We start from the raw sequence: 19,945 nt of genomic DNA on the forward strand, positions 1-19,945 counted from the left end.
GATTAACGGTCGCTGTGGTATTCATAGGCGTCGCCAAAAGCTTGAAATATGGCTTTTAACTGGAATTGCTGCTCTTCACTATGTTCAGCAAAGCGCAGTCCACACACGTTGTAGTTGCGCTCCTTTTCCGATCTCATTACTTGGGCCTGAATGGCGATCGCATTCTGGTTTTCATAGGATTCTAGGCAGTCTTTTGGCGCCAGTAAATGGATTGCTAGCTTTTCGCTAACGGGCAGTGGGTCGGTAACCCTTACCTGGCAACCGCACAGGCTTATATTGGAACTTACAGCATTTAGCTTTTCCCCTGTAGGGCGAATAAGTTGAACTGAAATATTGGAATTGATTCGTGGATTTCGACGTTTCTCTTCGGTTAATTTTTCGATTAAAGTCGACACATTTGAAGATGGAAGTGGAGTAGCGTTTCAGCCAGTTTGTCCGCTTGGTGGTACAAATCATCGGTCATAAACTGGGTAGAACCGGCTTTACGTTCGCTCTCTTTCAGTACGCCGAAAAGGGTGTCTGTTTTGTGATTTAACTCACCAATAAAGTGCTCTTGTTGGGTGTTGTTGTCAAAAATAGTGGCATTTTCTTGGGCAGCATTACTGGCGCTGCTGTTCACCGAATTGAAGGCTTCAATGGTTTTTTGTGAAGTTTTTTGCACGCTATCGATACTAGCAACGATTTCCTGCATACCTTCGACAGCGGCATACACTATGGTGGTTAGGTTTTTAATGAGGTCACTAATCTCTTCTGTAGAGGAGGTTGTGGGAATGGCTAGGCTCCTCACCTCATCGGCGACGACACTGAAACCCCGGCCGGCCTCGCCTGCTCTTGCCGCTTCAATGGCCGCGTTCAGGGCCAGTAGGTTGGTTTGGGACGCTATATTTTCGATAGCATCGATAATATGGTGATTTTTATCCGTCGCTTCGCTCATGGCATTAATATCAGCAGACGCAGACGCTATTTTAGTCACGGTGGTTTGCAATTCTTGGATATTGTGTTCGGCGGTGGCAATCCCGGTTTTTGCATGGCTTTCACTGTCGAGAGAAGAAACCCTCGCATATTCGACATTGGTGGCAATTTCCTTGGATATAGCCAGTAGAGATTCCAACGCGTTTTTCACTTCGTCGGTACGCTCATTTTGTTCCTGGCTATCGGCGCGAATCTCTGCTGAAATTTGTGCAACCTGGTGGGAAGAGAGCTGCATTTGTTGTCCGCTTTTTTGCAGCGATTCGATTATGTTGGAAAGAAAGCACCGCATTTTTTCAGCCGCTTTACTCAATCGCCCCACTTCGTTATCTAGTTCTAGGTAGTGTTCCGGTACCGGTGTTGTTAAGTTGCCATCGGCAATATCGTCGATAACATGCATGATGTTATCGATGGGCTTGGTAATAACCCTTACTAGAAAGTACATCATAGTGCCGCCAATGATTAAAATCTTACCAGCAGGGTGATCAGTAATTTCTCAAGGTATTCGTCCCTTTCTCGTGAAGCTTTTTGCCAAGACGCTATAGCTTTATCCATGGTGGTTAGGGTTTTCACACTTTGTTGGTTAGCCGCGCGTAAAATAGTGTTCAAATTGTTCCTTTCTGCCGATGCGCGTGATAAAACCTTTATTAGTTTTTGCCACTGATTTCCTACATCCAGTAAAAGTTCCCGCTGCTCTTCGTCGCTAGTGCCAGGAAGTTTTATTTCGCCCGACATATCTAAGCCTCTGGCGACAGTGCCACCCTCTAGCAGGGCTTTGAGCGATTGCTCGAATAGAACGCGGGTGTTATTACCCTGGATAAATGTTGCTACATCGGATTGAGCATTTTGTTGCAGGTATAGATAGGTTTCTTTGGTGAGTTTCTGGGTGAATAATTGTTGCCGTGAAGCGACCTCTAGGGCTATGCTCGCGCGGCGTTGATCTTGATGAGCCTGCCACACTGATACCACCATAAACAGCATAATCAAAGCGAAAACGATGACCATACCGGTTAGTTGCGCTTTAATGGATAGTTTGGCCAGTGCGCGAAGTATAAATAGTTGATTCATGCGGGGCGGTAAACGCTCCTTTCTCAGTTTTAGGCGTTACCTTTCAGTCTAGAGTACGATTGTAAAAGGCGCCCTTAATCCCCTGGCCGGGTTTTACCAAGGGTGTAATTGACACATTGTTACGCTCTTCTATAACGCACGGCTTTTTCGTCAAATAGTTGGCGCTTATCGTTAACGTATGTCTATTGATGGATTTTATACAACGCGCAGCCTAGCGAACGTTGGTGCTAGGAGGGTTGTACAGCAGATGTCTGGTGCCTTTCAAAGCCTGTCAGTACCACAATAAGGTTTGCCGGTACGTGGCCTTCTAGCCAAAAGTATTTAACAGCCTTGTCATAAATGTGGCCACGTCTTAATTTGATAATGACGCGATGGATGCTGTGTCTATACTTTCGGCTATGCTCTCACACAGTTTAATATGCCCATCAAGGGTTCGTGACGGCGCTGTTGCATTGCTAATGGTTACCTGCCAAAAGATTTGAAATCTTAAGTTTAGCAACGACCATAACTATGACGAGCGCTGCTTTTGGTTGATTATATTTACGAAAGGTTGTTGCCAGCTCGCGTAAGAAGCTAGAACACCGTCAGAATATGCCTGTTTTGATGGTAACGCTCTCCGCCGAGTAGTTGGAAAGGTCAGGTACGTCGAGGCTGGGAGCCCGAGGAAAGCTGGCGTTAAATTTATTACTACTTACATTAATCGACGGGTATAGCGTTTGTATACGTTTGACAGATGGAAAATTAAGTTTCATTTTCGAGCCGGCCAGTGGTTTCTGCTGGTGCTCGCATGTGGGTTAAGTTTATCACTATTTTTATACATGATTTTGGTGTCCCAGGAACAGCGTCGAATGGGTGTCTTAGTTAAAGGCCAAGCCCATGGCGTTATTAGTGATATCGAAGCAGGCATTAAACGCCGCAGTATTCAGATCGCATCGGTTGCCTACTATATATCCAGTTCCGAATGGGTGAGCTACGAGGAGTACTCGACGTTTGTCAGCCTTATATACGACGATAATCTACCCGAGGATAGCTCTGTAACTTGGCTTGTTCGTGGTGACAAAAGTCAAGTGGCGGATATGGAAGCTTATTTCCGTAAAAATGATTTGGGTGAATACAAAGATTATTTTGCCTTCGACTACGACTATGTAAATAAGTCAAAACGTCCACTCAATACTGATCAATCGGAATACTTAGTCATAGGTTATAACTTCCCTCCTATTTCTGTTCCTCACTTTGTCGGTCGAAATATTGGCGAAAATAGATCGGTATATAAAAACGCTATGCGAGTATTGGAAACGGGTTTTGGCAGTGTTAGTGGTATATCAAAACCCATACCGGCGGTGGACAGCATTCATTTTTTTATTACGTTTCCGGTGTATTCTTACTCTCCAGAAGGTGCAAATAGAATTGATGGTTTTTTGGTTTCGGGTAATAGTTTTAAAAACATATTTGTGGAATCTACGTTGGCATATGATACGGGACAGTTTAATTTTTGCTTGATTGATAGTCTGGGGAACCAATATTGGTACCCAGACAACGTCATTGAAAATCGGGCGGTAGATTTTTCTATCGGTGTGGAATACGAATTTGATGTGCTCGATGAAAAATGGAGAGTTGTTGCTTTTCCGCTTGAATTGAATTCGGCCTACCACAACGTGCTTATAGTTTTACTCACAATTTCCACGGTGATTATTGGACTATTCACCGCACTATTTGCTCGACAGTCGATTTTGAAGTCGACGCAGTTGCAAAAAATGGTTGATCTCCAAACCCATAACCTAGTCAAAAAAAATGAAGAGTTAAAGTTTGTTATTGAAGATGCCAAGCAAGCTTCGCGTGCAAAATCTGATTTTTTGGCAACCATGAGCCACGAGATTAGAACGCCCATGAATGCAGTATTAGGCATGACAAAAATACTGGCAAGAACATCACTTGATGATCGTCAAGCGAACCTGATGAGTAAGGTTTTAAAAAGCGCCGAGCACTTGATGGCTATTATCAATGAAATTCTCGATTTTTCAAAAATTGAGGCTGGTGCGATTGTGCTGGAAAGTACCCGATTTTCCGTAGAGCGTGTTTTTGAACGGTTAACGGCTGTACATAAAAGTGCATGTGATGAGAAAGGGTTGGTATTTCGGCTGGAAAATAAATCCAGCTCAGGGGCTGAATACCGTGGAGATTTTCTTCGAGTGTGTCAGGTTTTGCTAAACCTTTGCTCCAATGCCATAAAGTTTACCGCTACCGGCCAAGTTGTTGTAATTGCGTCGTCTCGTATTATTACAAGCTTAGAAGAGGAGCCCGTGCGTGCCCGCTTGACTATCGAAGTAAGAGATACAGGAATAGGGTTGAAAAAGGACGTATTGCCGAAGCTGTTTGAGGCCTTCACTCAGGCCGACAGCTCTTCTACACGAGAGTATGGCGGTACTGGCTTGGGCCTTTCTATAAGTCAAAAACTTTGTGGTGCGATGGGCGGTAGTATTCGGGTAAAGAGTGAACTGGGTAAGGGCAGTTCATTTTTTGCTGATTTTATTTTGGATGTGGTAAATAAACCCGTTACTGAGGCCTTGGCTGAGCGAAAATTGGAAAATTGTGATGATAATTACATAACAGTAGCTGCAGTTGTCGAGGATATTCAAGTAAATAAAGTAGATGAAAAAACGGGGAAAGTTCTAATAGTTGAAGATAACGCCAGCAATCGTGAGCTTCTGATACTTTTATTAGAAGACCTTAACTATAGCTGCCGCTGTGTTGAGGACGGTAAGCAGGCGCTGCAAGAGCTAAACAAATGTGGTGACTATGCGCTGGTTATAATGGATTGCCAAATGCCCGTGATGGACGGATTTGAGGCAACTAAGCGAATAAGAGCCGGCGAAGTGGGCGAGCAATACACAACGATCCCGATTTTGGCTTGTACCGCCAATGCGATGACTGGGGACGCGGAGCGATGCAGGGCAGTAGGCATGAATGACTATATTGCCAAGCCGATTGACGATGATCTGTTGGCTATCAAGTTAAAGGAATTGTCGCCCTAAATTTTTTTCAATGAACCTCTTTTTCACCGCCGGGCACGAACTTTTGCGCGCCACATTTACTTAATCTTCACGCTCAGCCTTGAACAATGCCCTCTTGCATTCTCAGGAGTAAAATAATGATAAAGCTGAAGGTTAACGGAAAGCCTAGGGAGTATAGGGGAGACCCAGAGCAACCTCTTCTGTGGTATTTACGCGAGGAGCTGACGCTAACGGGTACTAAATTTGGTTGTGGTATTGGCCGTTGCGGCGCGTGTACCGTGCATTTTAACGGTACTGCGGTTCGGTCATGCAGTTTGCCTATGTCGGCAATGCCGGGCGCAAGTGTTCAAACAATTGAGGGGCTTGCCTCGCCTACGGCTAAACAAGTGCAAGCCTCATGGCAGTCGCTGGATGTTGTGCAGTGTGGCTATTGCCAGTCGGGTCAAATTATGTCGGCTGTTGCTTTATTGGAGCAAAACGACAACCCCTCGAATGAACACATAGACGCCGCTATGGACGGTAATCTATGTCGATGCGCAACCTACCACCGTATTCGTAGTGCCATTCATGATTCCGCTACGCAATTACAGGGAGGTGAAAAATGAATATTCGCCAAAGGTTATTGGGAGAGGCCTCAGGTAGTCATTCTCTTGATCGTCGTCAGTTTATTAAGCGTGTGGGCGGTGGTGGTGGAGCTTTTGTTTTAGGTTGTGCGGTTGCTCCGTTAATTATTGCTGGCACCAACCCGTTGGTAAATGGTGATGATAGCGCGCTGGTGTTTAATGCCTTTTTAAAAATAACGCCAGAGAATCAAGTGATTGTTGTGATTAAACACCTGGATAAAGGCCAGGGCGTAACAACAGGGTTAGCGACCATTGTCGCGGAAGAGTTAGACGCAGACTGGTCGCAGGTTGGTTGGGAATTCGCTCCCGCCGATGGTGCTAAATACAATAATATTTTTTGGGGGAATAGCCAGGGTACCGGTGGCTCTACCTCTATTGCTAATTCATGGCAACAGTTACGTAATGCCGGTGCCTCTGCTCGGCAAATGATGGTAAACGCTGCAGCAAAAAAATGGGGCGTAAACAGTTCTTCTATTCAGGTTAGCAATGGTGTGGTTAGCGCGGGTGAAAACCGTGCAACATTCGGCGGTTTAGTGGCGCTGGCAGCACAACAGCCTGTTCCGGCGGCACCTACATTAAAATCGACAAAAGCGTTTAATTTAATTGGCAAGCATGTTTCGCGTAAAGACAGCTATATCAAAACCACCGGTAAAGCTATTTTTACTCAAGACATTCAATTAGACGGCTTGCTAACGGCGTTGGTAAAGTATCCACCAAAAATGGGTGGCCGCGCTAAAAAATTCGATGCTTCAAAAGCGAAAGCTATTGAGGGGGTTATAGATGTTGTGCAAATCCCGCGGGGGATAGCGGTTGTAGCCACCGGTTTTTGGGCGGCAAAAAAAGCTCGAGATATACTCACAGTAGACTGGGATTTATCAGCCTGTGAAACCCGAAGTAGTGAGGAACTGTATACGTCTATGGAAATACAGGCTGCCACCAAGGGGCACGTAATCGGTGAGCGTGGAGATGCCAATGCTGCGATTGTAGCGTTGGGTAAGGGCGAAAAAATTGTTGAAGCTAGTTATCGTGTTCCCTTCTTAGCCCACGCGACAATGGAGCCGATGAATTGCGTTGTAAGGGTGGGGGATGCTTCGTGTGAGCTTTGGTTTGGTAGCCAAATGCCCACCACAGACCAGCAACAGGTTGCGGCGTATTTAGGGCTACCGCCTGAAAAAGTAACGATCAATACGCTGTTTGCTGGTGGTAGTTTTGGTCGGCGGGCATCACCCGGTGACTACGTGATAGACGCCGCTGCCATTGCCCAAGCGTTTAAAGGCAAGCCGGTGAAAATGGTGTGGACGCGTGAAGATGATATGAACGCAGGTAAGTTTCGGCCTGGCGCGGTGCACAAGCTAAAGGCAAAGGTATCGCGCGAGGGCGTATTGGCATGGCAGCAACACAGTGTTGCCCCGTCTATTTTTCGTGGCACCGATTTCGAGTTTTTTATCAAAGGCGCCGTAGATCCAACCGTTACCGAAGGCATAGCCGATATGCCCTATAAAATGCCTCATTTTCTACTGCATGGCAGTGAGTTCACTACTCCCTTAACGCATTTATGGTGGCGTTCGGTAGGGCATTCAGGTAATGCGTTTATTGTCGAAAGCTTTATTGATCAGCTTGCACGCGCAGCAGAACAAGATCCGCTGAATTTTCGTCGAAGCTTATTGCAAAACGAACCCCGCTGGCTTGGCGTACTTAACCTTGCCGCAGAAAAATCCGGTTGGGGGAAACCCATGCCGGTTGGTCGCGCACAGGGAATTGCCGTGCACAAAGCCATGGGGTCTTGGGTGGCGCAGGTTGCGGAAGTGGAACTTGATGCAGAGCGCAACGTGGTAGTAAAAAAAGTTTACTGCGCGGTGGACTGCGGAATAGCCGTTAACCCCGATGTAATACGTGCGCAAATGGAAGGTAGTATTGGTTTTGCGCTTGGGCAGGTGTTGGGTGAGCAAATTACGTTTAAAGACGGTTATGTAGAACAGCAAAACTTTAACCGTTACAAGCCCATCCGTATTAGCCAAATGCCCGATGTGGAAGTACATATTGTCGCGTCACAAGAACCGCCTACCGGGGTGGGAGAACCAGGTGTTCCACCACTGGCGCCTGCGGTGGCCAATGCGGTGTTCGCCATTACGGGTAAACCGGTAACGACCCTGCCGATTAACGTGTAGTTTTTTGGTGCAGGATACTTTTCGGTGTACACGCGCAAAGCGTTTATAACTTTGCAGGTAAATCACGTTAGCGCAACGAAAAAAGCCTCTGCCGAAGCAGAGGCCTTTAAACATCACCTGTGAGCGAATGCGTTAAAAAGAAGAAATGTCGCTTGGGTCTACGTTACATACATCGGTGTTCCACTGTTTGCCAATTTTACTGGAATCACCACCCACTGATTTATCGATGCCTACATATTCCACACACACACTGGGCGTTTCGGAATCGTAGTTTTTGATCGCCAGGTTGGTGATAGTGACGGTATCACCGTAGTTACCGTTGGCACCGGCAACGCTACCAATATCTGCATCGATAATGACATTATCCACAATCAGGTCACGTGGGCCACCGTTGCCGGTACAGTTACCACAAGAGCGCCAGAGTTTGCCGTGGGTGCCGGTAAGGGTGAAGCCGCCTTCCACGATAAAGGTACTGTTTTTGGAGTTGTGCTGGAATACTTTATCGGGCTTTCCACCAGGGCCGTTTACAGTGTTGTGTGCTGATCCACCAATGATGGTCATTGTGCGGCCGCTGGATTTCAGCGTTGCCGCATCTTCACAGATCTCTTCCCACACCACGTTTTCGGCTACACAGTCACCTTCAGAACAGTGGATACCGTCACCGCCTGCAGCGCCGTCGATAACCAAGTTTTTCACCGTGGCATTCTTAAGGGTAATTACCGGTGCTTGACCTTCGGCATCACTGGTACATTGCTCTGATGCGCCAAGCGTAATACCGGCACAGTCATAAACACCGTCTTCCAGCACTGCACCGCTGACACATTCTGGGTCGGGCGTTCCATTACTGGCGCTTGATGAGCTGGATGAGCTACTGCTTGAATTCGAGCTAGATGAGCTGGAACCTGTTCCCGAACCCGATGCGTTATACACTTCAAACTCGGCAATCATAGGCGCGGAATAGGCGCTGTCGATCATCAGGTTTAATTTTGGCCCAATCTGCGTGGCGAAGGTTACAACGAGGCCGTTACCTATTGCGCTACCAGAAGCCACTTGTTGACCGGTGTCGTGGTTAACCAAACGCCATGCGGTTATTTCATTGCCAACCTCGTAAATGATGGCGGTATTGTACTCAACATCCGCACCGAATTTGGCTGACAGACGTTGGCCATTGCTGGAGGTTGCCATCCAGTAGGAACTGTAATTACCGTCATAGGAGTGGCTATAGCTTGTGCCTCCACCTTTACCTGAGCCGTCGGCATTCTCGGTGAGGTTAGCGCCTAGGTCGCCACCAGGCTCTGTCGTTGGCGCGGGGGTAGGCGCAGGTGTTGGTTCAGCGGTTGGAGAGGGAGTGGGTGCCGGAGTCGGTGCGGGCGTAGGCTCTGCTGTTGGAGCTGGTGTGGGTGCAGGCGTTGGCTCGCTGGAACCAGAAGACATATACACTTCGAATTCGGTAATTAAGGGTGCAGCATTGGCGGAATCAACCATGAAGCTCACTTTACTGCCGGTTTGTGTCGCGAAGTTCAATTCAAGTAAGCCGTTGGTAAAATCTGAGCCAGCACCAGAGTCTATTTGCGCGCCAGTGCTGTGGTTCAATAAGCGCCAGGAATCAATATAATTTCCCGATTGATAAATACGTACCATGTTGTAGCTGGTAGTCGAGAATTTTGCAGAAATGCGTTCGTCACTACTGGAAGGGGGCATCCAGTAAGAGTTGTAGTCATTATCGCGTACGTCACCATAACTGGTGCCACCGCCTTTGCCAGATCCATCTGATCCTGTAACGAGGTTAGGGCCCATTTCAGCCAGGGCTCCAGTAGCCAACCCGCTGATAGCGAGTGCCAAGATCAAGTTGCGAACCATAAGTAATTCTCCGACTTCGAGTTATAAAGTTATTGAGTAAGTCTTTGAGAGTCGCGCAACAATGTCAGTTTTCTTTGCACTGATGATTTGTTGTCTAAAGCGACAGCTGACTAGAATTTAATGATCTGTGAGTGGCGCGTAAAATACTAAAAAGGTATAGGTTATGGCTTTTCTAGGTCGTTTTGTGAGGTGAGCATAATAATAACGAAAGTGCATATGCGTTTTCGGTATAACCATTTATTGGCGTTTTTACTTGGTTATGGAACTATGGGTTTAGCTGTTTGAAATTAAAGTATTTTTTAGGGTGAAAATAGTCAGCTTTAGGGCGGGCCAGCTATTAGCGAAGTAGTAATGTAGATCTTTTTTGCATATGACCATAACCGTAAAAGCGCGGTTTACTTATTTTTAGAGAGAAATGGTCTTAAAAAAAGACGTTAAAATTAAAGGTTATTAACGTGTAAAGGCTTATTCGTTGAGCGTCTGAGTGGTTTTTCGCTTTACTGAGTGTATGTGTGAGGGGTAATTGCCGTTGCCGATCGCTCTACGGGGCCGAATATGTCTCCGCTGCGCGGGGGTAAACGGTGAGCTTGTGGTCGCGTAGTAACGGAGAATGTGGTTAGGGCGAGGGTGGCGTTGCCTATGTGCCTGCGTCATTATTGTCGATCAAGGTGCAGTAATGGGCGCTAGTGTTGATATCGGATGTGCCGCAAGGGGCCTAGCGGTAGGAAAGGCTAGTGTGCTGGGGGGGGAGTGAGGGAATGTGGCGTGGTAGGGAAAGGTTTCAGTATTGTTAATAACCTACTCAATATTGAGTAAATTCAGAAGTTGTGTTCGATTTTTTTCCTCAAGTAGTTCGGCGAGAGTGTATTGGTCTAGCACATGAAAAAAAGCGTCTAGCGCTTGCTGAAAAATATTCTTTAGCTGGCACGCAGGTGTTATGACGCAACTGTCTTGGTGTTGCTGGCATTCTACCAGAGCCAAATCCTGTTCCATTTCTCGTACCAGTTCACCGATGTTAATGCTTGCGGCTGCCCGCCCTAATCGCAGGCCGCCATTTTTTCCCCGTACGGATTTTATGTAACCACTGTTATTTAGGCGCTGTACGACTTTCATTAAGTGATTTTTGGATACGTTGTAGGCGCTGGCAATTTCTTGAATAGTGCACAGCTTGTCGTCCTGCAGGGCAACATAGATCATAACGCGAAGCGAGTAGTCGGTGTAGCGGGTTATATGCATGAAAATTTCAGCCCGTAAGACATTAACCGGGCCGACCGTCTATGCGTGGCTTGCTGAGTATTGGCCAATAGAGAATTAAAAACAGCACGCAGGCCGCCACCCAGCATAATGATGTTAATAGAATACCCGGTTGGAAAGGCAGCCATTTTACCGCAACGGCCATCCGTAAAATGGTTGAAAGTGCAATGCCGATGTAAATAAAAACGCCAAAGCGAACCAGCTTTATTTTGCGACCTGTGTGGCCGACGGCGACACGGGTCATTACACCAAAAATTAGTGTGCCCATAGCACCTACCCCGAGCGTGTGTTGCCAGAGGCTATCGGGTACGGATTCAAACAAAATGCCAAAGCCGCGAATAAACAGGGCGGTTACAATCCAGAAGTACCCTAAATGCAGCACCCACAGTAGGGGTTCACTTTTCACCTTCCAACCGGCCCATAAAAGCAGGCGAATTAAATTAGCGGCGCCGGCGAATATCAATACGGTTACTAGCCAAAGCTCGTTGAAGAATAAATTCACAATGATGAGGATTACAAGACTGCCGATACAGGTAATATCCAGTATTTTGACCGTTTGAACAGCATCGAAATTGCGATTCTGTTGCTTTAGCCAGTTAATCGAGAACGCGGGAGTAATGCGCCCGGCGATGATAATTATCATGAGGGTTATTACGTTAAACCCAAGGTTCAGGCCTTTTTGTACCAGCTCGAAATCGTAGCCTCCAATACCGATATGGACGAGCGAGTTGCCTGTAATAAGTAGCGCAATAATAGCCACTAAAATGAGATTGCGATAATTTCTATGTTGGACAAGCGTAATGGTAATACTGATACCCAGCACCAGTAGAAAGCTGATATCCACAGCGGCAACTAAGCCATAAGGTACAGAGAGAGAACCGGAAACCGCAAAGAGTATACGCCCGCTAAGCCAGAGCAGAACTAGGGTTAACAATTTGAAACCCTTGAGTGGAGGCGCGCTTGTCCAATTGGTAATAGCCGTTAATAAAAACCCCGCAATGGCCGCGGGGATCATGCCGTATAGCATTTCGTGGCTGTGCCACTGAATAATGGATAACCCGGTGGGAAGCTGCCACCCGGCCAGCAGAAAACCTGCCCAGAAAAACACACTGAGAGCCCCGTAAAGGCCGACGAGTAAAAAGAAAGGGCGAAAGGCATAAGCCAGCAGAGCCGGAGGGGTCATAAGGAGGTTACCCGTTAACGAATATCGAAAGATGCATCTATTCTACATCTTTAAGGCCGTGGCACGCTATGGGATGTGTCGGGAAAGCTTGATCCTGCTCAAACGGGAGAAAGGCGAAGTAACAATAGGGTGTTTGGGCTTCTGCATTAGCTTCCGTGTATACGACAGTATTGTGCATATTTTGTTCTTCGTCAGAGCTTGCCTAAAAATTGTTTTATGTAAATTGCCGTTTACCTAACAGGCGGTTACTATCTTCGCCAGTTAGGCGCTGCCCGTTTGGCAGTGATCCTGTTCCAGTACGTACAGAGTAATATCATGAGTGGAGTTTTACGATTATGAGCACTGAGGCAATTCAAACCGTCAACGAATGTGTCGCACAGTTTAATGGAGCACTTGTTAGCCGAGACGCAAAGGCATTAACAGAGCTGACATCGGCAGGTTTAAGCTATGGTCATTCAAAAGGTAAAGTTGAAGGTCAGGAGTCGTTCGTCAACAACGTTGTTAGTGAGGGCGCAACACAGTTTGTGAAAATTGATATTGCCGATCAAACGACCGAAATAGTCGGTGACAACGCCATCGTTCGTCATACCTTTAAAGCCGAAACCAGTAAAAACGGCAAAGTGGGTGCGCTCGAAATTCGCAATATGATGCTTTGGCAAAATGCCGGAGGTAGCTGGGTGTTAATTGCTCGTCAGGCATTCTCCGTATAGATTGATATCTACCGGTGCCTCTGAGCGCTGGGTTGTGGGGTACCCTTTTGCTCAGTTTTGCCCCACTTATTATCGGGGCTTTGCTGAGCGACTGTCCTTTTCTTTTGTCCCCTCTGCCCCTACCTTTGATTTTTTAGGGCTCCTGCATTTATTGTTTTTAGTCTCTGTGCGGTCTCGCGAACCTTATTTGCGGGGTTGGCCCGCTTGGAAAGGCAACCAGCCTTCCGCAGTAGTAGTCTGCCGTATTGGTAGGGCCAGAATGTTTTTCTGTTGAATTTTGCGCCAATATTTTTTGTAATTGCGCACTTTCTCTTTCGCCTAGTTGTTGTTTGTCATCAAGATTCATACACTAAACTGACATGTCGTAGCGGGCCTCTCGGTGCTGCCTGCTGACTACCGACGGTCTGATGAATAAGGATGTGTAACATGGAGGTGAGTTCGATTTCCTCGAATGCTTATAGTCAAGTGCGTCACACTACCGAAGGGCTTACCGAGACCCTGTCGGCGGAGGATATGGTTGTTCAGTCTATGGCTGATGCCAGCCCGGTAAAGTGGCATTTAGGCCATACCACTTGGTTTTTTGAAACATTTATTTTGCAAAAATTTGCTTCGGACTATCGACGGTTTAACGATACATTCCCGTTCATTTTTAACTCCTACTATGAATCCGCGGGTGAACGTCATCCTCGCCCCAGACGCGGTGTATTGACGCGTCCTTCTATGCAGCAGGTAATGGACTACCGTCGCTATGTAGACGAACATATGATGGCGGTGCTGGATCGGGCTAGCTCTGAGCTGATGTCGCTTGTGACCGTTGGTTTACATCACGAAATGCAGCATCAGGAATTATTGTTAACGGATGTACTGCATTTGTTTTCTCAAAACCCGCTACTGCCTGCGGTAATGGAAGCCCCGCATAGGGAAGCGCAAATGGCCGGAGCTTCGTTAAAGTGGACACTGAATGAAGGTGGTGTAGTATCGGTGGGCGCTGAGGCTTCGGGGTTTAGTTATGACTGTGAAGGGCCACTACATACAGTATTACTGCATCCTTTCAGGCTGGCAAACCGTTTAACCACCAATGGCGAGTGGCAGGAGTTTATGGCCGATGGAGGTTATAAAAACCCGCTCTATTGGTTGTCTGACGGCTGGGATTATTGTCAGCGAAACAGCTGGTTTGCACCGCTATATTGGCAACAAAAAGATGGGGGTTGGTTTCAGTTTGGTCTAGATGGATTACAGCCCATCAATAAACATGCCCCCGTATGCCATGTAAGTTTTTATGAGGCCGATGCTTTTGCACGCTGGGCAGGAAAACGCTTGCCGCGCGAACATGAGCTTGAGGTTTGTGTTCAGGATGAGGTTGTATTTGGAAACCTTTTGGGAGAACGCTGTTGGCGACCACAGGCCGCTACGGGCGCCAATGAAAACGTGGCGCAATTGTATGGCGACGTTTGGGAGTGGACGCAAAGCGCCTATAGCCCCTACCCAAAATTTTCTCCGGAGCAGGGGGCTTTGGGGGAATATAACGGAAAGTTTATGGCTAATCAATTTGTGTTGAAAGGTGGTTCATGCATTACGCCAAAAGCACAGATGAGAAGCAGTTACCGAAATTTTTTCTATCCGCATCAACGCTGGCAATTTATGGGGCTGCGATTAGCCGAAGACATTTAAGGAGCGACGAAAGTGCATACCTCTCTGGCAGAGTGTTATAACGATAATAAACAAGCTGAAACTGTTGGTAACGGAAAAAGTATGGATACAGGTTTTTCCCGCGATGTTTTGCGCGGGCTTACGGCCAAAGAAAAATCTTTATCACCAAAATATTTTTACGATGACGAGGGGTCGGCGTTATTTGACCGTATCTGTCGCTTGGACGAATACTACCCCTACCAAGCAGAGTTGAAGTTATTGCCCGTGGTGGCCCTAGAACTCGCAAAAATATTAACAGAAGACTATACGGTAGTAGAGTTCGGCGCGGGTTCCCTACTTAAAATTAAGCCGCTGCTGGAAAATGTAAAAGGAATTCGTCAATTTATTCCAATCGACATATCGGGCAATCATTTGCGTGAGGCCTGTGCGCAGTTGTCTATAGAATTTCCCGCTATTGAGATTCAGCCGGTGGAGGCAGATTTTTGTCAGTTCGTGGATCTTGGGCAAACTATGGGTAAACCGTTGGGCTTCTTTCCTGGCTCCACAATTGGTAATTTTTCGCCTTCGGAAGCTATGCAATTTTTAGCCAATGCAAAAAAAACTGTGGGTAGCGGTGGCTATATGTTGGTCGGTGTCGACACCAAAAAGTCACCCGTTACATTACATCGAGCCTACAATGACAATGCCGGTGTGACCGCCCAATTTAACCTGAATATGCTCACTAGGATTAATCGCGAACTGGGGGCTAATTTTAATTTGGAGGCATTTGAACACTATGCTTATTACGATACGGATGCAGGCTGTATAAAAATGCATTTGGTCAGCCTTGCGGATCAGCGTTATCAGCTGCTAGGCAAAGAAATTGTATTTAATAAGGGTGAATCTGTGCATACGGAAAGCTCTTATAAATATCGCCCCGAAGATTTCTCTGCAATGGCCGATCGAGCCGGGTGGCAGGTGGAGCAATTGTGGCTGGCCGAAAATGAGATGTTCAGTACGTTTCTGCTTAGGGCTTAGGGATAAAAAATTTAGAGATTAGAGTATTAAACGTTGCCTCACGTTACTCCCGATTACCACATTCGTACATTTCTCGGTCCTGGCTGTGCGGGTAATCATCATTCGGTTTTTATCAACGCAAAAGCTGAGAAAAATTTCGATATTGTTCGGTGGAGTACTGAGCATCCTGCGACCATCGCTTGTATGTTTTCTTACGGTAAGCTGTCGGATGGTATTCGTGCCGATTTTTTTTGCTGTGGTAATAACGTACAGTTTTGTGGCTCGGGTCTGCTCGCTGCCGCGGCATTGGAACTGGGCGCCAGAGATAATGCTTGGGTTCATACGGCCGTGGGGCGTATCGAGTTGATGCGTCGGAGAGCGCTGTATGGTTTTAGTTGCCGCCCCTCAGTCTTTCTTCCGCTGAGCAGAAGAGGCCTTTGGCAAAATCTAATGGATCAGCCTGTGGTACACGGAGTAAATGCTGGAGGCCCTCGCGGTTACGTCATACTGCAGCTGGCTAACGCAAGCAGTGTTCGCAATTGCCAGCCAGACTACCGCTTGATGACTGCGTTGACAGGCAGAGCCCTCATCGTCACGGCCCGGGTGGCAAAGGCTGGTTATGTAATGCGCTATTTTGCCCCCCAATATGGCCAGCAAGAAGATGCGGCCACCGGTTCAGCGAATGCTCTTCTGGTAAAGTATTGGTTTCAACAGGGGCTGCGTGGGGAGATGTATGGGCGGCAGCTGTCCAAACAGGGAGCAGAATTTAGGGGTTTTACCGATGATGGTACTAATGTTCGGCTGTACGGTAGTATTGCGATCCTACAAACTTCATCACCTTGTTGATAGCGAAAAGCCTACTTGCTGCTTTTATTGGCTTTGAGTATTAGCGAATTGAATTCTTCCATAAAGCCCGAGTTTTGTTTTAAGTAGCTTTTGGAAATGTAGGCTCCAAAGGGTTTACCCGCTTCCACCACAAATTTAAAATGCTCAATATTCAGTTTGTCTTTTTTGGCATGGTGAACAAACACTGTTTCCGCAAGAAACACAGCATCTAACCGTTTGTTGTATAGTTGCCTAGGCAGTAAATGGGCCTGCATTGAGGGCAATATTCGTTGGTATTCATTTTTTATTAGCCATTTGTGGGTATTGCTGTGTAAAAAAGTGCCGACGCGCCTATGCCGCTTAAAATCATCACTGTGAACGTCGGCTGTGGAGTTTGAGGTCAGCACCCACACCCAGTTGTTGATCATCAATGGCGCAGAAAATACTCCCAACTTGTCACGCTCGGTATTTTGAGACGCAAGAAAGAATCCGCTGCTGTGGCCGTTGCGTAAATTAAGCACGGCTCGACCGTAATTGGGAACACTGGTAATCCGGTACTTGACCTGCATCCGGTTGAGTACGTTACTCAGCTTTATAACGCCGACACCGCCTGGTTTACCCTTTTCCATATATTGGTAGGGCTTAAAAGCTGGAATGTTGAGGTGAAGCTCGCTATATTCGGCCGCCAGCGACATGGGCAGTAGAAAAGCCATGGTCGCTAGGGTAAGGCGTAGCGTTGAATAAGCCCGATCGTACACATTCACCTCGATTTTCACGTTATAACCGACTAAGTATAGATACGAAATTTTCGGGGGGCTAAGGGTAATGCTGCTATGGGTTTGAAAAGTAGGTGCAGAGATCCAAAATATGAAACCTATTTGCGGTGAAAGCGTTGTGTTTTTGGCGCACATTTAGTCAGTTTGATCGCTTCCTGTTTTGGCACTGATTACACTGTCACCGATCGAAGTGCTACTTGAAAGAACGTGAATAAAATTGAGATTCCTTTGGCGGGGAGCGGTATTAGCATGTTCAATAGCGCCAATTCAGGGTGATTGTCTTGTTTCGTCTGCTGGCTGCGTGGTAAGCGTTTTTATGTATCTGATCTTATATGTTGCATCGCAGCGATGTGTAGGTCTTCTATGGAAAGTAATATAAATGAAAATTGTTAAGAGACTCGGAATCGGAGTCGTTGTTTTTGTCGTGGCCCTCTATTCTCTCGTGTGGTTGCTCTCACCTCTTGTAGTTCGCCACGTCCTTACCGACATATTAGCTCCGCGCCAGTTAACATTGAGTGGCGATAGCGTCGTGCGGCTGAACCCCTTTACCTCTCGAGTTTCCATTAACGATTTAGTCTTTAAGCAGGGTGATAGCGAAACCTATCATCTGACAGCGTTATACCTAGATTACAGTTTATGGCGATTGCTGACCAAAGAGGTCCGCGTTGACAGGGTAACGGTAGAAGGAATGACCCTAAAACTGGAAAAAAGCGGAGACAAGTTTCGAGTTGCTGGGTTGTCTCTTCCTGCTCAGGAAGGGGCTGAGAGTGAAGCCGAAATACCTACGAGTACTAAGCCTAGTGAAGGCCTAGGCTTTACTATTTCGGCACCGGAAATAGTCTTAATGGACATCACTTTTTTGGTTGTCAATCAGGGGCAGCCGCATCGCCTCCATATTGATAATTTGGAAATTGCTCGCAGTTTATACCGTGGGCAGGTATTTAGCTCCTCACTCGCCTTTAGTGGGCAGTTAGATGGCGCCGAGCTTGCTGTAAAGACTGACGTTTCTGTTGACCAAGGGGTAAAGTCTATTGAGCTAGATTTATCCGTTGACAACCTGCAACCTAATAGTGTGCTTTATCTGCTTCCCGATTCGATTAAAGCGCTCGCGGCAAAGGCAAAGGTGAAATTGAATACTTCGCTCAGTCTGACAGAAGACGCGCTGAGGGTTGAGCAGGCTAGTGTGAATATAACGGTCAACGATGGCCAATTCGCCGACGAATTGTTGGACTTGGGCCTGACTGAGCTGAATTTCTCCATAGAGAACCTGCAGGCGAACATGAACCTGCAAGGTGATATTTCCGATATGGCTACCGATCTGCAGCTACAGCTTACCGACCTTGCGGTAGATGCGCAGGGGTCGGGTGACAAATTACTGGGTTTGAATCAGTTTAATTCAGGCGTGATAAAATTACGAATGGAGGATGGTGTAATTATTGCTCAGTCACCGGAGGTGGTATTTGAAAAAATTGTACTATCAACCGTTAGCCACGAGCAGGAATTACCACCACTGTTTTCAGCGGAGCAGTTACGTATATCGGAATTGGAAGCGTCTGCTCAGTCGTTACAAATTGCGAGTATTGAATTGGGTGCTTCTGTTGCAAATGTACATATTGCCGAAAGTGGCGAGTTAGTGACGTTGTTCGACACGGCAATATTCTCTGCTGATCAGGCAAGTGAAGAAACCACAGAAAACAAAGCCGACGTCGTTGAAGTGGTCTCTGCGCCTGAACAGCCTGCGGAACATCCACAGCAGCTTGCCATTCGCCTTGGCGAATTTAAACTGGCAGATCCGTTCAAAATATTGGTAGACGATAAAAGCCATGAACATCGTTTTAGTAAAACATTTGAGCTGACGAAGGCGGAAATAAACAATATTGATACTTCATTCCCCGATCAGCAATCGAACTATATGCTGGAAGTGAGGGATGCAGAATACTTTCGGTCTCACTTATCGGGTTGGGTGAAGCCTTTTACGCCCAAGCTGAATCTTGTTTCGGAGGGCGAACTGCGTGAATTCCCGTTGTACGAGGTGGCGCCCTATTTACGCGACGCGCTAGGCTTTGAAGTTGAACGTGGGCAGCTGGACGTGGATTTAAAGGCTACCGTCACCGAAGATGAGTTAAATAGCAGCGCTAAGATACTGTTACGAGGGGCGAGCTTTAAAGGCAGCCAAAAAAGTACAGACGAGAGTAATCTTATTGGCCAGACGGCCATTCCGTTAAATGTTGCATTGGATATGCTCAAGGATAGTAAGGGCAATATTAAACTTAAAATACCCATAAAAGGCGATGTGAATGACCCAAGCTTTGATGCGAGCCACGTGGTGGGTATGGTTATTCGAAAAGTCGCCATGGCGCAGGCGAAAAGTTACTTAATGACTATGTTCGTGCCCTATAGTGAGGTGGTGTCTGTGGCCATGGCGGCAGGCTCGGCTGCGCTAAAAATTCGATTTGAAGATTTGTCCTACGCACCAGAGCAAACCCTGCCCGCTGAACAGCAGAATGTTTTTCTTCAACAGCTAGGGCTACTGATGACCGACAAAAAAAACCTAGTGGTAAGCGTATGCGGTATTGCAACACCGGAAGACATATTGCTTGCACCGGGAGCAACGCTTACTCCAGAGCAGTATACGCAGGCAATTGCAGTGGCTGATGCGCGAGCAAAAGCCATTAAAGCTAGGTTGATTAAAGATGTTGGCGTTGAATCTCAGCGTTTACATTTGTGTTCACCAAAAGTGGACTACAAGAAAACAGCTGTGCCACGCGTAGAGTTTAAAACCTGATAAGCATCCCTTTGGGGGGCTACCCCCCCCCCTTCCATCAAATAGTATTCCGATGAAAACCGCTTAT

The 19,945-nt window shown here is 46.9% G+C and carries 16 protein-coding genes; 8 read left to right on the forward strand and 8 right to left on the reverse strand.

Features of this window, described 5'->3' with window-relative positions; translation table 11 throughout:
• Window positions 1-2: 2 nt before the first annotated feature.
• The 4 genes from H5336_RS16310 to H5336_RS16325 form a co-directional block, all read right to left on the reverse strand.
• On the reverse strand, window positions 3-395 hold the full coding sequence (locus H5336_RS16310) for a PilZ domain-containing protein (RefSeq protein ID WP_185235301.1): 393 nt from the start codon (window positions 393-395) through the stop codon (window positions 3-5).
• Complete coding sequence (locus H5336_RS16315) at window positions 383-1,417, reverse strand: methyl-accepting chemotaxis protein (RefSeq protein WP_185235302.1); 1,035 nt, start codon at window positions 1,415-1,417, stop codon at window positions 383-385. Before H5336_RS16315 ends, H5336_RS16310 begins: the two co-directional genes overlap by 13 nt.
• Before the next feature lie 14 nt (window positions 1,418-1,431).
• Complete coding sequence (locus tag H5336_RS16320) at window positions 1,432-2,037, reverse strand: type IV pili methyl-accepting chemotaxis transducer N-terminal domain-containing protein (protein ID WP_185235303.1); 606 nt, start codon at window positions 2,035-2,037, stop codon at window positions 1,432-1,434.
• A gap of 584 nt (window positions 2,038-2,621) precedes the next feature.
• A complete protein-coding gene (locus H5336_RS16325; RefSeq protein WP_185235304.1) occupies window positions 2,622-2,789 on the reverse strand; it encodes a hypothetical protein in 168 nt (55 codons plus the stop codon).
• Window positions 2,790-2,885: 96 nt separating this feature from the next.
• Here H5336_RS16325 and H5336_RS16330 point away from each other — a divergent pair, with 96 nt between their 5' ends.
• The 3 genes from H5336_RS16330 to H5336_RS16340 all read left to right on the forward strand — a co-directional run bounded on the left by H5336_RS16330 (window position 2,886) and on the right by H5336_RS16340 (window position 7,839).
• Complete coding sequence (locus tag H5336_RS16330) at window positions 2,886-5,069, forward strand: ATP-binding protein (protein ID WP_185235305.1); 2,184 nt, start codon at window positions 2,886-2,888, stop codon at window positions 5,067-5,069.
• 116 nt (window positions 5,070-5,185) lie between these two features.
• Window positions 5,186-5,653 carry a (2Fe-2S)-binding protein gene (locus H5336_RS16335; protein WP_185235306.1) on the forward strand — a complete coding sequence of 156 codons (468 nt, stop codon included), beginning with the start codon at window positions 5,186-5,188 and terminating at the stop codon, window positions 5,651-5,653.
• A complete protein-coding gene (locus tag H5336_RS16340) occupies window positions 5,650-7,839 on the forward strand; it encodes a xanthine dehydrogenase family protein molybdopterin-binding subunit (RefSeq protein WP_185235307.1) in 2,190 nt (729 codons plus the stop codon). Before H5336_RS16335 ends, H5336_RS16340 begins: the two co-directional genes overlap by 4 nt.
• A gap of 132 nt (window positions 7,840-7,971) precedes the next feature.
• On the opposite strand, the gene H5336_RS16345 is transcribed toward H5336_RS16340, so the two are convergent.
• The 3 genes from H5336_RS16345 to H5336_RS16355 all read right to left on the reverse strand — a co-directional run bounded on the left by H5336_RS16345 (window position 7,972) and on the right by H5336_RS16355 (window position 12,136).
• Window positions 7,972-9,699 carry a pectate lyase gene (locus H5336_RS16345; RefSeq protein ID WP_246439117.1) on the reverse strand — a complete coding sequence of 576 codons (1,728 nt, stop codon included), beginning with the start codon at window positions 9,697-9,699 and terminating at the stop codon, window positions 7,972-7,974.
• A 798-nt stretch (window positions 9,700-10,497) separates the two neighbouring features.
• Window positions 10,498-10,935 carry an Rrf2 family transcriptional regulator gene (locus tag H5336_RS16350; protein WP_185235308.1) on the reverse strand — a complete coding sequence of 146 codons (438 nt, stop codon included), beginning with the start codon at window positions 10,933-10,935 and terminating at the stop codon, window positions 10,498-10,500.
• 22 nt (window positions 10,936-10,957) lie between these two features.
• Window positions 10,958-12,136, reverse strand: a complete 1,179-nt coding sequence (locus tag H5336_RS16355; protein WP_185235309.1) for an NnrS family protein — start codon at window positions 12,134-12,136, stop codon at window positions 10,958-10,960.
• Window positions 12,137-12,471: 335 nt separating this feature from the next.
• On the opposite strand from H5336_RS16355, the gene H5336_RS16360 reads away from it, so the two are divergent.
• The 4 genes from H5336_RS16360 to H5336_RS16375 all read left to right on the forward strand — a co-directional run bounded on the left by H5336_RS16360 (window position 12,472) and on the right by H5336_RS16375 (window position 16,338).
• A complete protein-coding gene (locus tag H5336_RS16360; RefSeq protein ID WP_185235310.1) occupies window positions 12,472-12,846 on the forward strand; it encodes a nuclear transport factor 2 family protein in 375 nt (124 codons plus the stop codon).
• A gap of 426 nt (window positions 12,847-13,272) precedes the next feature.
• On the forward strand, window positions 13,273-14,517 hold the full coding sequence (gene egtB / locus H5336_RS16365) for an ergothioneine biosynthesis protein EgtB (protein WP_246439118.1): 1,245 nt from the start codon (window positions 13,273-13,275) through the stop codon (window positions 14,515-14,517).
• 12 nt (window positions 14,518-14,529) lie between these two features.
• Window positions 14,530-15,513 carry an L-histidine N(alpha)-methyltransferase gene (gene egtD, locus H5336_RS16370; protein ID WP_221628074.1) on the forward strand — a complete coding sequence of 328 codons (984 nt, stop codon included), beginning with the start codon at window positions 14,530-14,532 and terminating at the stop codon, window positions 15,511-15,513.
• Between the two features lie 33 nt (window positions 15,514-15,546).
• Window positions 15,547-16,338 carry a PhzF family phenazine biosynthesis protein gene (locus H5336_RS16375; RefSeq protein ID WP_185235312.1) on the forward strand — a complete coding sequence of 264 codons (792 nt, stop codon included), beginning with the start codon at window positions 15,547-15,549 and terminating at the stop codon, window positions 16,336-16,338.
• A gap of 11 nt (window positions 16,339-16,349) precedes the next feature.
• Here the strand turns inward: H5336_RS16375 and H5336_RS16380 are convergent, their stop codons facing one another.
• Window positions 16,350-17,093, reverse strand: a complete 744-nt coding sequence (locus H5336_RS16380; protein WP_185235313.1) for a transporter substrate-binding domain-containing protein — start codon at window positions 17,091-17,093, stop codon at window positions 16,350-16,352.
• Between the two features lie 379 nt (window positions 17,094-17,472).
• Between H5336_RS16380 and H5336_RS16385 the strand changes: the two genes are divergently transcribed.
• Entirely contained in the window at window positions 17,473-19,878 is a 2,406-nt protein-coding gene (locus H5336_RS16385) for a DUF748 domain-containing protein (protein WP_185235314.1), read from the forward strand.
• Window positions 19,879-19,945: the final 67 nt, after the last annotated feature.

The organism is Teredinibacter franksiae, from assembly GCF_014218805.1.
Classification (GTDB): Bacteria; Pseudomonadota; Gammaproteobacteria; order Pseudomonadales; family Cellvibrionaceae; genus Teredinibacter; species Teredinibacter franksiae.